The sequence below is a fragment of the Plantactinospora sp. CNZ320 genome, from assembly GCF_002846275.1.
This window is the reverse complement of sequence record NZ_PJMP01000001.1, coordinates 593,137-605,496: the sequence shown is the minus strand read 5'-3', so window position 1 is coordinate 605,496 and position 12,360 is coordinate 593,137. Positions and strand designations below refer to the sequence as shown.

General features: G+C 71.8%; 13 protein-coding genes. 8 read left to right on the top strand and 5 right to left on the bottom strand.

Annotated features, from left to right (window positions below; all coding sequences use genetic code 11):
- Positions 1–13: 13 nt before the first annotated feature.
- Positions 14–436, bottom strand: a complete 423-nt coding sequence (locus tag CLT71_RS02470) for an Rrf2 family transcriptional regulator (RefSeq protein WP_101365653.1) — start codon at positions 434–436, stop codon at positions 14–16.
- Positions 437–719: 283 nt separating this feature from the next.
- On the opposite strand from CLT71_RS02470, the gene CLT71_RS36880 reads away from it, so the two are divergent.
- From CLT71_RS36880 to CLT71_RS02455, 3 genes are read left to right on the top strand one after another with little or no spacing between them, the layout of a single operon-like run.
- Positions 720–1,079: an STAS domain-containing protein gene (locus CLT71_RS36880; protein WP_158242154.1), complete on the top strand. Its 360-nt coding sequence runs from the start codon at positions 720–722 to the stop codon at positions 1,077–1,079.
- A 44-nt stretch (positions 1,080–1,123) separates the two neighbouring features.
- On the top strand, positions 1,124–2,104 hold the full coding sequence (locus CLT71_RS02460; protein ID WP_101365651.1) for a PfkB family carbohydrate kinase: 981 nt from the start codon (positions 1,124–1,126) through the stop codon (positions 2,102–2,104).
- A complete protein-coding gene (locus CLT71_RS02455; protein WP_486483001.1) occupies positions 2,101–4,650 on the top strand; it encodes a glycoside hydrolase family 65 protein in 2,550 nt (849 codons plus the stop codon). The genes CLT71_RS02460 and CLT71_RS02455 overlap by 4 nt, the downstream gene beginning before the upstream one ends.
- 110 nt (positions 4,651–4,760) lie before the next feature.
- Here CLT71_RS02455 and CLT71_RS02450 read toward each other — a convergent pair whose 3' ends face one another.
- The 3 genes from CLT71_RS02450 to CLT71_RS02440 form a co-directional block, all read right to left on the bottom strand.
- Positions 4,761–5,057 carry a hypothetical protein gene (locus CLT71_RS02450; protein ID WP_101365649.1) on the bottom strand — a complete coding sequence of 99 codons (297 nt, stop codon included), beginning with the start codon at positions 5,055–5,057 and terminating at the stop codon, positions 4,761–4,763.
- A gap of 79 nt (positions 5,058–5,136) precedes the next feature.
- Positions 5,137–6,096 carry a TIGR03557 family F420-dependent LLM class oxidoreductase gene (locus CLT71_RS02445; RefSeq protein ID WP_101365648.1) on the bottom strand — a complete coding sequence of 320 codons (960 nt, stop codon included), beginning with the start codon at positions 6,094–6,096 and terminating at the stop codon, positions 5,137–5,139.
- Between the two features lie 274 nt (positions 6,097–6,370).
- Complete coding sequence (locus CLT71_RS02440) at positions 6,371–6,787, bottom strand: CBS domain-containing protein (protein WP_101365647.1); 417 nt, start codon at positions 6,785–6,787, stop codon at positions 6,371–6,373.
- 210 nt (positions 6,788–6,997) lie between these two features.
- Between CLT71_RS02440 and CLT71_RS02435 the strand changes: the two genes are divergently transcribed.
- The 5 genes from CLT71_RS02435 to CLT71_RS02415 all read left to right on the top strand — a co-directional run bounded on the left by CLT71_RS02435 (position 6,998) and on the right by CLT71_RS02415 (position 11,196).
- Entirely contained in the window at positions 6,998–8,182 is a 1,185-nt protein-coding gene (locus CLT71_RS02435) for a zinc-dependent alcohol dehydrogenase (protein WP_101365646.1), read from the top strand.
- A gap of 166 nt (positions 8,183–8,348) precedes the next feature.
- Complete coding sequence (locus CLT71_RS02430; protein ID WP_101365645.1) at positions 8,349–9,149, top strand: SDR family NAD(P)-dependent oxidoreductase; 801 nt, start codon at positions 8,349–8,351, stop codon at positions 9,147–9,149.
- Between the two features lie 237 nt (positions 9,150–9,386).
- On the top strand, positions 9,387–10,070 hold the full coding sequence (locus CLT71_RS02425; RefSeq protein WP_101365644.1) for a hypothetical protein: 684 nt from the start codon (positions 9,387–9,389) through the stop codon (positions 10,068–10,070).
- A complete protein-coding gene (locus CLT71_RS02420; protein ID WP_199187484.1) occupies positions 10,067–10,510 on the top strand; it encodes a phage holin family protein in 444 nt (147 codons plus the stop codon). The genes CLT71_RS02425 and CLT71_RS02420 overlap by 4 nt, the downstream gene beginning before the upstream one ends.
- Entirely contained in the window at positions 10,507–11,196 is a 690-nt protein-coding gene (locus tag CLT71_RS02415) for a DUF3618 domain-containing protein (protein ID WP_101365643.1), read from the top strand. Before CLT71_RS02420 ends, CLT71_RS02415 begins: the two co-directional genes overlap by 4 nt.
- Before the next feature lie 60 nt (positions 11,197–11,256).
- Here CLT71_RS02415 and CLT71_RS02410 read toward each other — a convergent pair whose 3' ends face one another.
- Complete coding sequence (locus CLT71_RS02410) at positions 11,257–12,234, bottom strand: DNA topoisomerase IB (RefSeq protein ID WP_101365642.1); 978 nt, start codon at positions 12,232–12,234, stop codon at positions 11,257–11,259.
- Between the last annotated feature and the right edge of the window lie 126 nt (positions 12,235–12,360).

The window sequence follows — 12,360 nt, the reverse complement described above, 5'->3', positions numbered from 1 at the left end:
GTTCGGTCGGCGGTCAGTCGCCCTGACGCCGTCCCGCGCTGACGAGCAGGTCAGCCACGGTGGTCCGGTCGACTATCTCGGTGATGGCGCGATCCAGCGAGAGCCAGACGTCCCGCAGCCCGCCCGCCACCCCGTGATAGCTGGCCAGCGCCGTCGGTCGACCGCGGACGGTCGTGATCAGGACCCCCTCGGTGGCCCGCAGGATGTCGCCGACACTTATCGCGTCCGCCGAGCGGGCGAGGGCGTGCCCACCCTCGGTCCCCCGGAAGCTCAGCACCAGTCCGGTGCGGCGCAGGTCCATCAGGATCTCCGAGAGGAAGCTCGCCGGGATCTGGTCCGCAGTGGCGATCTCGGCGGTCGTGACCAGGCGCGGGTGGGCCTCGGCGATGACGAGCACGGCTCGGATGGCGTAGTCGGTACGCGCGGAGATGTGCACCGCTGACGTGCCTCCGATCGACAGGGCGACACCCGGTGACGAGCGCGCACGGCCACCACCGCCCGCCTCCTTCGGCCAACTCCACAATTCCTACCTGCAAGATAGGAATCTTGCAGGGTTCGGGGCGGGCAGTCAACCGGCCCGCTCCGCGAAGATGTGTGGTCCGGTCCGAGAAGATGTGCGGTGCGGCGGGGGGAGACATGATGGGTGCGGATGTGATCGAGATCGGGGTACAAGCACCCAGCTTGCGCGCCGACGGTCACCCGGGTGTCATTATGATGCGATGACGGACGGAAGGTGGGAGATGTCTCCGGATCTCGACTCCACCGCCGCCATGCTGTCCTTGACGGTGGTCCGCGACGGCGCCGAGACCACGGTCACGGCCGAGGGCGAAATCGACATGAGCACCGCCGACAGTCTCCGAGACTGTCTGGAGGAGTTGCTGGAGCAGAAGCCGGACCAGCTCACGGTGGACCTCTCCGGCGTCACCTTCCTGGACTCCAGCGGCATCGCCACCCTCGTCCGCGCCTACAACCGCGCGCTCAACCAGGACGGCGCACTGACCTTGGTGAACTGCCAGCCGAACGTCCGCCGGGTCCTGGAGCTGACCGGCCTGCTCTCGATCATGAGCAACGACACCTGAACCGGCACGCCTAGCCCCGGCCCGTTCTGGGTAGCGGGATCTCCGTGAAAGACAATCCCCAGGTCCTGGTGGTCGGACAGCTCGCCCGTGACCTCGTGCTCGTGGTCGACCGGATGCCGGTGGCCGGCAGCGCCGCCGACGTGCGGTGCCGGCGCGAGGTGCTCGGCGGGAAGGGCGCGAACCAGGCGGTCGCGCTGGCCCAGCTCGGCGCGCGTCCGATCCTGCTCGCGGTGGCCGGGGACGACCAGGTCGGCGAGGAGCTGCTGGCGCAGGCGGGTCGGGACGGTGTCGACGTGTCGCGGGTACGCCGCCGGGCCGGGTCCCCCACCGGGCTGATCGTGGAGGCACTCGACGCCGACGCAGGCTGGCGCTATCTGCAACACCTCCCCGCTGACATGCTGCTGACCGAGGCGGACGTACTGGCCGCCGCCGAGGCGTTCGCCGCCGACGCCGTACTCGTGCAGCTTCAGCAGCCGTCGTCGGCCGCGCTCGCGGCGGCACGGCTCGCCCGCAAGGCCGGCCGGCTGCTGGTACTCGACGGCGCACCGGCCGACGACCGGCACCGCCAGCCGCTGCTGGCCGCCGCCGACGTGCTGCGGGCGGACGACCGGGAGACCGAGTTGCTCACCGGCGTCCCCGCCGAGGACCCGCAGCGGGTCCGCGCCGCCGCCGAGAACCTCCTCCGGTCCGGGCCGGGGCTGGTCGTCCTCGGCCTCGGGCCGGCGGGAAACCTCTTCGTCTGGGACGACCCCCGGTGGGGTCGCGGGCAGGTGCTGGTGCCGCTCACCGACGAGCCGGTGGTGGACACCACGGGTGCCGGAGACGCGCTGGTCGCCGCGCTCACCGTGGCGCTGCTGCGCGGCGATCCACCCCCGGAGGCGGCCCGCTACGCGGTGGCCGCCGCCGGAGCAGTTGTCGGGCATCCCGGCGGTCGTCCCGCGCTCGACGCCGCCGCGATCAGCGACCGCATGGCGGGCCTGGCCGCCGAGTCGGGTGCGCAGGTATGGGCCGGCGGTGCGCCGTGACGGTCGGTACCGGTCCCGCCAGCGGACGACGACACCCCACCATTCCGACGCCACGGCTCAGGACCGGCCGGCCGACGCCCGACTCCCCGACCTGGGAGATCCGCGAGGAGGGTCTCGGCCACCGCGCACTGGCCGATCTGGAATCGGTCTTCGCGCTGGCCAACGGCCAACTCGGGGTACGCGGCACGCTGGAGGAGGGCGGCCTCAGCGGCAACCCGGGCAGCTACCTCAACTCGTGCTACGAGGAATACGACCTGAACTACCCGGAGAACGGCTACGCCTTCCCGGAGCAGAACCAGGTGCTGGTCGGTGTGCCGGAGGGAACCCGGTTCCGGCTCTTCGTGGACGACCAGCCGGTCGAGCCGACGGCCGGCGGCACGCACCGGCACGAACGGGTCCTCGACCTGCGCGACGGCGTCCTCCGGCGGTCGTTCGGCTGGACCAGCCCGTCGGGTACGGCGGTGGAGGTGCGCAGTACCCGGCTTGTCTCGTTCGTCCACCCCGGGGTACTGGCGATCCGCTACGAGGTCGCCGCCACCGACCGGCCGGTCCGGATCCGGCTGCACTCGGAACTGCGGGCCAACCCGGCACTGCCCGAGCGGGAAAGCGACGACCCGAGAACCCCGAACGTCCTCGAACGCCCACTGCTGGCGCAGCGGCACGCCACCGACGGTCTCGGCGGTCTGCTGGCGCACCGGACCCGGCGCAGCGGGCAGCGGATCGTCGCCACCGTCACGCACCTGCTCGACGGGCCACGATCCCGGGTCCACGTCGACACCGGGCCGGATCTGGTGCGGCTCGCCGTCGACGCCGAACTCGAACCGGGACAGCGGCTACGGGTGACGAAACTCGTCGGGTACGCCTGGTCCGGGCACCTGCCGTTCGACGAGCTGATCGCCGAGGCGGGTACGACGCTCTCCGAGGCGACCCGGCTTGGCTGGGCAGGGCTCCGCGCCGGCCAACGGAGTTATCTCGACCGGTTCTGGGACGACGCGGACGTGGTGGTCGACGGCGACCCGCAGCTACAGCAGGCGGTACGGTTCGGGCTCTTCCACGTGTTGCAGGCCAGCGCCCGGGCGGGACGGCGCCCGTTGCCGGCCAAGGGGTTGACCGGCAACGGCTACGACGGCCACACCATGTGGGACGCCGAGACGTTCGTGCTGCCGGTACTCACCTACCTGCGGCCGGAGGCGGCCGGGGCGGCACTGCGCTGGCGGCATGCCACCCTCGACCGGGCCCGGAAGCGGGCCGGCGAACTGCGGCTGGCCGGGGCGGCCTTCCCGTGGCGGACCATCGACGGCCGGGAGTGCTCCGGATACTGGCCGGCCGGAAGCGCGGCACTGCACGTCAACGCGGACATCGCTGCCGCCGTGCTGCGGTACGTCGACGCCACCGACGACAGCGCGTTCCTGCACGACGCCGGACTGGAGTTGCTGGTCGAGACGGCCCGGCTCTGGCACCGGGCGGGCCACTTCGACGACGCGGGCGGATTCCACCTCGACGGGGTCACCGGCCCGGACGAGTACACCGCGCTGGGCAACGACAACCTGTTCACGAACGTCATGGCCCGGCACAACCTGCTCGGGGCCGTCGCCGCTGCCGAGCGACTGCCGGAGCGGGCCCGACAGCTCGGCGTCGAACAGGCGGAACTCTCCGCATGGCGACGGGCGGCCGAGGCGATGCACCTGCCGTACGACGCCGCCCGGGGGGTGCACCAGCAGTGCGCCGGGTTCACCGCGTTGCAGGAGTGGGACTTCGCCGGCACCCGGGCCGACGAGTACCCGCTGTTGCTGCACTACCCCTACCTGGAGCTGTACCGGCGGCAGGTGATCAAGCAGGCCGACGTCGTACTGGCGATGCAGCACTGCGGTGAGCTGTTCAGCAGGGAGCAGAAGGCCCGCAACTTCGACTACTACCACCGGCGTACCGTCGGCGACTCGTCACTGTCGGCGAGCGCGCAGGCGATCCTCGCCGCCGAGTTGGGGCACCTGGAACTCGGCTACGCCCACCTCGCCGGCTCGGCCCTACAGGACCTGCACGACCTTCCCGAGCAGAGCCGCGACGGCCTGCACATCGCCGCCCTCGCCGGCGTCTGGCTGGCCCTGGTGACCGGCTTCGGCGGGTTCCGTGTCGATGGCGACGAACTCGTGTTCGCGCCCCGGCTGCCGACCGCGCTGACCCGGCTGGAGTTCTCGGTGCGCTGGCGGGGCTGCCGGCTCCGGGTCACCGTGACCGGTGACGCGGCGACGTACCTGCTGCGGGACGGTGGTGACGACGCGGGGATCCGGCTGCGGCACCACGGTACGCCGCTGCATTTGCGGCCGGGCCGGTCCCGCCGGCTGCCGCTGCCGGAACTCCCCGACCCCGGCCCGGAACCTCCCGCCCCGCCGGGCCGGGCTCCCCGGCGCCGTCCGGTCGGGATGCCGGTGACCGCCATCCGGCCGGCAAGCTCGGACGGGGACGAGGCCGCGCCGCCGCCGGCCCGGTCGGAGGGGGACGAGGCCCCGCCGGCCCGCCCTGGTCCGGTGGCCCCGGCACGCGGCTGACGCCGCTGCCGACGGCCCGTCGGGTACCCCTGACGCCGCCGTCCGGGGCGGCCGGACCTGCCGGCGGCTGGGGATTGCCGGCGGCGGCCCCGGACGGCGGCGGGTGGACGTCACGACCGGGAATCACCCGGACCGTCAGCCAGTTCGCCGGCCTGGCCGGCGGCGAGTGGAGAGGCGACCCGATCCTCGGCGTTCTCCGAACCCGAACTCGCGCCGCCCGGCGCCACCTCCCCGTCGTAGTTGTAGACCCGGTACGTGCCGTCGCCGACCTGCCTGGTCGCGGTCGTCCGGATGTACCTGTGGATCAGCCCGTCGATCTCCACCTCGATCAGCCCGCTCTCGCCGGCCGCGACGAGGCTCTCGTCTCGCGGGCCGCCGATCAGAATCGTGTCGTCATGTGTCGTCATGGCTGCCCACTACCCACCGTCGGATCCGTTCACTCGCCCGTGGCCGGCCTTGCGGAAGCAACGAACGGGCGGCACCGGTTCAGTCGTGGTCGCCGAGGGCCGGCAGGACATGCTTGGCGTAGAGCTCGAAGAGTCCCTGGTAGTGCGGTCCGGTGTTGGCCACGTAGACCTCGTCGAAGCCGGCCTGTGCGTACTTGTCGATCATCTCCAGGTGTGCCTGCGGGTCGTCGCCGCAGACGAACGCCTGCTTCACCTGCTCCTGGGTCACCAGTTGGGAGGCCTGTTCGAAGTGTCGGGGCGAGGGCAGCACCTGGGACAACTCCCCCGGTACGCCGGCATTGGGCCACCGTTCGTAGGCGATCCGGGCGCCCTCCTCGACACTGCTGGCGTACGCCGCCTTGAAACCGGCCTGGCACGGCTTGTCGCCTCCGCCGTTGCTCCGGAACCGGCTGACCGCCTCGGCGTCCGGGCTGACGCTGATGTAGCCGTCACCGATCCGGGCGGCGAGTTCGACGGCCTTCGGCCCGAACCCGGAGACGTAGATCGGCGGCGGGGTCTCCGGCAGGGTGTAGATCCGGGCGTTCTCCACCCGGTAGTGCTTGCCCTGGTGGTCCACGAAGCCGCCCTGCCACAGCTCGCGGATCACCTCGACGGCCTCCTCCAGCATCTCCAGCCTGGTGGCGGCGTTCGGCCAGGCGTCGCCGAAGATGTGCTCGTTGAGCGCCTCACCGCTGCCGACACCGAGTACGAACCGGCCGGAGTGCAGCACGGCGGTGGTCGCCGCGGCCTGGGCGATCACCGCCGGGTGGATCCGGACGGTGGGGCAGGTGACCGCCGTGGTGACCGGCAGCGAGCAGACCTGGCTCAGCGCGCCGAGCATCGACCAGACGAACCCGCTCTGCCCCTGCGCGTCCACCCAGGGGTGGTAGTGGTCGGAGATCCAGAGGCCCTGGAAGCCCGCCGCCTCCGCCCCGCGTGCCTGCTCCAGCAGTTCCGCCGGGGTGTACTCCTCACTGGACAGGAAGTAGCCGATGCGCATGCCGTCCTCCTCGAATTGGCTGCTCTGGCCCTACCCGGACCGCCGGAGAATCAGTCATCCGGATCGTCCGCACCGGGAGATGGACGGATCGCCGGCACCGGGAGACGGGTGGGGACGGTTCGCCCGCACCGGAGGACAGGTGGAGACGGTTCGCCCGGACCGGGAGATGGCTGGAGAGACGAGTGGGCTCGACGGCGCCGGTGCCGTCGAGCCCGGGTGTGGGGCGGGCGGTCGGCTCCAGCAGGCGCCGTCCACCCGGTCCGGTGCGTTCGGGTCAGCCCTGTGAGATGGCGTCGACCAGGTCGCCGACGGGACGGTCCGGCAGGGCCCGCGCGACGTCGGCCACCGCGACCATCCCGACGAGGTCGTGCCCGTCGATCACCGGCAGCCGCCGTACCTGGTGGCTGCTCATCGTCCGGAGGATCTCCTCGGCGTCGTCGTCGGCTCCGATGGTCACCGGCTTGCCCTCGGCGAGTTCTCCCGCCGTCACACTGCCCGGGTCACGACCCTGGGCGAGTACCTTCACGACGATGTCGCGGTCGGTGAGCATCCCCTTGAGCCGGTTGTCGCTGCCGCAGATCGGCATCGAGCCCACGCCGAGTTCCGACATCCGGCGGGCGGCCGTGAACATGTCCTCACTCTCGCCGACACAGGTCGGGTTCGGCGTCATGATCTCCCGTGCGGTTGTCATCACAGATCACCTTCTCTAGGAGACGGGGGACTTGCCGGTCCTCCTACCCAGAAGTCGGTCCCGCTACCCAGGAGCTGGGGACCCGACGCAGGTCTTCGCGCCGGTACCGGGGTTCGACCCGGCCCTGACGGGTAGCAGTTCCACATCCCCCAGCGAAATCCCAGCGACATCCCCACAGCGACGTTCCCACAGCGACGGAAGGCGGAGACGGTGAAGGCGTTGACCTGGCAGGGCAAGCGTGACGTGCGGGTGGCGGACGTGCCGGATCCACGGATCGAGGAACCGACGGACGCGGTCATCCGGGTCACCTCGACCGCCATCTGCGGTTCCGACCTGCACCTCTACGAGGTGCTCGGCGCCTATCTGAAACCGGGCGACATCCTCGGTCACGAGGCGATGGGCATCGTCGAGGAGGTGGGGTCGGCGGTGGACCGGCTGCGTCCCGGTGACCGGGTGGTCGTGCCGTTCAACATCTCCTGCGGCGCGTGCTGGATGTGCGAGCGCCAGCTCTACGCCCAGTGCGAGACGACCCAGGTCCGCTCCGAGAGCAAGGGCGCGGCCCTGTTCGGCTACACCTCCCTCTACGGCTCGGTAGCGGGCGGCCAGGCCGAGTACCTGCGGATCCCGCAGGCACAGTTCGGCCCGATCAAGGTGCCGTCGACCGGAGCCGACGAGCGGTACCTGTACCTCTCCGACATCCTGCCGACCGCGTGGCAGGCGGTACGGTACGCCGACGTACCGCCCGGGGGCACGCTCGCAGTCTTCGGGCTCGGGCCGGTCGGGCAATTCTGCGCCCGGGTCGGCCGCCATCTCGGTGCCGCCCGGGTCATCGGTCTCGATCTGGTGCCCGAGCGGCTGGAGATGGCCCGGCGGCACGGCGTGGAGACAGTGGACGTCACCGATCTCGACGACGTGCCGGGTGCCCTCCTCGACCTCGTCGACGGCCGGGGCCCGGACGCGGTGATCGACGCGGTCGGGATGGAGTCGCACGGCTCGCCGTGGGGCAAGCTCGCCCAGACCACGGTCGGCATGCTGCCGGACGCGCTGGCGCGGCCGATGACCGACCGGTTCGGGGTGGACCGGCTCAGCGTCCTGCACGCCGCCGTCAAGTCGGTACGCCGGGGCGGCACCGTCTCCCTCTCCGGCGTCTACGGCGGGGAACTCGACCCGATGCCGATGATGGAGATGTTCGACCGGGGCGTCCAACTGCGGATGGGACAGGCACACGTACGCCGCTGGACCGACGAGATCATGCCGCTGCTGGCCGGCGAGGGCGACCCGCTGGGCGTGCAGGACCTGCGTACCCACAGCCTGCCGTTGCAGCGCGCGGCCGAGGGCTACGAGATGTTCCAGAAGAAGACCGACGGCTGCATCAAGGTGGTGCTGACCCCGTAGCCACGGCGGTGCCGGCCTCGCACCGACGCCACTGCCGCCTGGTCAGGTGAGGGTGGCGGTTTAGCGCGAATCCGGCGGGGCATCATCCGACCCGGCAGACTCGCGGCGTGCTCCGCGGCCGGTGCCGACCGTCTCGGCGAACCGTTCCTCAGACAGGAGCACCGACATGACAGACACCTCCGGCCGACCGCTCGCGCTGGTCACCGGCGCCTCCACAGGCATCGGCTACGAGTTGGCGAAGGAGTTCGCCCGCAACGGCTTCGACCTGGTCGTCGTCGCCGAGGAGGACCGCATCCGCGAGGCGGCCCGGGACGTCGAGGCGCTCGGCGGCACCGTCGAGCCCGTACAGGCGGACCTGGCGACACCCGACGGCGTGCAGCGGGCGTACGACCGGGTCCTCGCGACGGGCCGCCCGCTCGACGCCCTGGTCATCAACGCCGGCATCGGCGTCAACGGCAGGTTCGCCGAGACCGACCTCGCCGACGAACTGCGGCTGATCGACCTCAACGTACGGTCCTCGGTGCACCTGGCCAAGCTCGCCGTACCGCGGATGGTGGCCCGGGGCGCCGGTCGTGTCATGTTCACCTCGTCGATCGCCGCCACCCAGCCGGGCCCGTTCGAGGCCGGGTACGCCGCCTCCAAGGCGTTCCTGCTCTCGTTCTCCGAGGCGCTGCGCAACGAACTCAAGGACAGCGGGGTCACCGTGACCGCGCTGATGCCTGGCGCCACCGAGACCGAGTTCTTCGACCGCGCCGACATGCGGGACACCAGGCTCGGCGCCGGCCCGAAGGACGATCCGGCCAAGGTCGCCCGGCACGGCTTCGAGGCCATGATGGCGGGCAAGGACCACGTGGTCGCCGGTTCGGTGCACAACCGACTGCTCGCCGGGGCGGCCAAGCTGGTCCCGGAGCGGGTCAAGGCGGAGCTGCACTCCAGGCTCGCCCGGCCCGGCTCGGCCGGCGACTGAACCGGCCCGCGCCCGAGGCCACCTGCGGAGAGCTTCGCATATCACGACACGTCCCCCCAGCCCCGTCCATTCGCAGCAGAACGGACGAGCGGTGTGCCCGCGTCGACTATCCACCGTCCCGGTCGACTATCCCCGTCCCGCTGGTAGGTACGGCGCGAATGGTCGGCAGAAGTCGGTATATCGGCCGATCCGCGGGGTAACCGGCCGCCGACACCGCGCGCGAAGCTGGGGGCGGATATGACACAGCACAGTAATGCCGAGCCGACCGGTGACGGTCACCGGTCGAAGACCCAGGTAGCCCGTCACGGGGCGACCGAGACCGGACAGCGGTTGGCACAGACCGGAGGCGGTCTGGCGCACAGTGCCGCAGACCGGGGCCGGGACGTCGCCGCCGAGGCGGGACGGCAGGCCAACGAACTGATGGGCAAGGCGTCGGCTCAGCTCAAGGAACAGGCCGGTGCGCAGCAGCATCGCGCGGCGTCCGGCCTGCGGGCACTCGGCGACGAGCTGCGGGCGATGTCCGAACGCAGCGAGCAGTCGGGGGTCGGCACCGACCTGGTCCGGCAAGCGGCCGACCGGGTCCAGCGGGCGGCCCAGTGGCTCGACCAGCGGGAACCCGGAATGGTACTCAACGACGTGCGCGACTATGCCCGTCGCAACCCGGGACTCTTCCTCGCCGGAGCCGCTGTCGCCGGCGTGCTCGCCGGCCGGCTGACCCGCACCCGGGACGCGTTGCAGGGCGGCGGACCCGAGTCCCATCCGGACGGACGGCAGACCTATCCGGGCGGCAGTCCCGACGCGTCACTCGGAACGCCGCCCGGGATGGCCGGTCCGGCGCGGGCCGGGCAGCCGCACGGAAACCCGGCAGCCGGACAGCCCGGCGGGACCGGTGACGGACGGACCAGCGGGGTGGGGCGGTGAGCGTCTCGGCGGGTGGTCTCGGGGCGAACCGGGAACACGACCCCACCCGCGCCTCGATCGGCGAGTTGCTCGGCGCCGTCACCCGCGACACGTCGACCCTGGTCCGCCAGGAGATCCAGTTGGCAAAACTGGAGCTGCGCCAGGAGGCACGCACCGCCGGCCGGGTCGCCGGCATGTTCGGCGGCGCCGCGCTGGGTGCGTTGATGGTCCTGCTGTTCCTGTCGTACGCCCTCTGGTGGGGGTTGTCGAACGTGATGGACCAGGGCTGGGCGGCGCTCGTCGTCGCGGGAGTCTGGGCAGTGATCGCCGCCATTCTCGTCGGGGTGGCCAGGCGCCAGGCGCGCAGTCTCCGGCCACTGCCGCAGACGTCCGAATCGATCCGGCGGATGCCTTCCGCCATGCGTGACCGGACACAGCACCAATCGGGGGGACAAGGATGAGTACCGACCCAAGCTCGATCCGGGCCGACGCCGACCGCACCCAGGACCGCCTGGGTGAGAACCTGAACGCGCTCGGCGACCGGATGAACCCGCGCAACATCGGCGACCGGGTGAACCCGCGCAACATGGCGCACCACCAGGCTGGCCGGGTCCGGAACGCCTGGCAGCGGATGCGGGAGTCCGTGATGGGTACCGCCGAGCATGCCCGCCAGGACATGGCCGGCGCTGCCGGGCGGACCCGCGAGGGTGCCCAGCACGCGCGCGACGGCATACAGCGGGCCCGGGAGACGTCGCAGGCCGGGCTCTCCTCGGCCGGCCACCGGGTCCAGGAGCTGGGCCAGCAGACCCGGCAGATGTCGGAAGGGCACCCGTTGGCCGCCGGTCTCGTCGCGTTCGGACTCGGCGTGCTCGCCTCCGCGCTGGTGCCGGCCAGTTCGGCGGAGCGGCGGGCGGTCGGCCGGATCCGCGACGAGGTCGCCGAGCACTCCGACCAGATCAAGCAGCAGGCCAGCGGCATCGCCCAGCAGACGCAGCAGAACCTGCGGGAGCCGGCCCACCAGGCCGTCGAGTCGGTCCGGTCCCGGGCCGGTCAGCACGTGGGCGAGATGCGGGAACAGACGCGCTCGTCGGCGGAGGAACTGCGTGGGCAGACCCAACAGACGATGGGCGAGGTACGTCGGCGCTGACCGCGTCGGCGTACCCGCGCCGGGCATCGGGTCCGAAGGGGCCGTACCGGCGTGGTCGGGTCAGTCGCCGAGCAGGGCGAGTACCGCCTGCTCGGCCGCCTGGCCGGACGCTCCGTCCAGCGGTCCGAGTCGACCGTCCCGATAGAGATCGAGCAGCCGGGGGTCGACGTACGAGGCTCGAGCCACCGCCGGGGTGTTGCCGAGCAGGTCGGCGACCTCCCGCATCACCCCGGCCACCACCCGTCGGCGCTTCGCCTCCGAGTTGCGCGGCCCGGCCGCGCAGAGCCGGGTGGCCGCGAGTACGGTGGCGTGCCAGGTGCGGAAGTCCTTGGCGGTCATGTCGGTGCCGCTGGCCTCACGAAGGTAGTCGTTCACGTCCTCGGCGCGCACGTCCCACCAGCGCCGCCGCTCCCAGTAGCCGAACAGCCGCTCCCGGCCCCGGCGTCGACGCCGGAGGTTCCGGAGCACCTGGCAGACCTCCGGATCGGTGACCCGCCGGCTCTGCTCCACTCCGCCCTTGGCCGGAAACTCCAGCACGACGCAGCCGCCGGACCCCCTGGCGTGCTCCGGTCGCAGTGTGGCGACACCGAACGTCGGCGCCTCCCCCGCGGCGTACTGGTCGCCACCGATCCGGAACATGCCGAGGTCGAGCAGGCGGGCGATGGTGGCCAGCACCCGTGCCCGGCTCAGCCCGCGCTCGCGCAGGTCGCTGTCGACCTGCTTTCGGAGTTGCCCGAGGTGTCCGGCCACCTCGACGACATGCCTGAACTTCTCCCGGTCCCGGCGCTCCCGCCACACCGGGTGGTACAGGTACTGCTTGCGGCCGGCGTCGTCGATGCCGGTGGCCTGGATGTGCCCCCGGGGGTCAGGTGAGATCCACACCTCCCGCCAGGCCGGCGGGATGGCGAGGTCACGCAGCCGGCGGAGTTCTGCCCGGTCGGTGATCCTCCGCCCGTCGGCGTCGAGAAATGTCACTCCCCGTCCCCGCCGAAGGCGGCGGTAACCGGGCGCGCGCAGGTCGGAGCGGCGCAATTTCACGTCTCAACCTTCGCTGCCATACCGGCAGTCCTTACCCCTGGACCGGCGAGGGCACTCCAGGTGTGTCGAGGGCACTCCAGGTGTGTTCAGCACCGCCGACAAGGCGCAGCGTCGCATCGACACTCG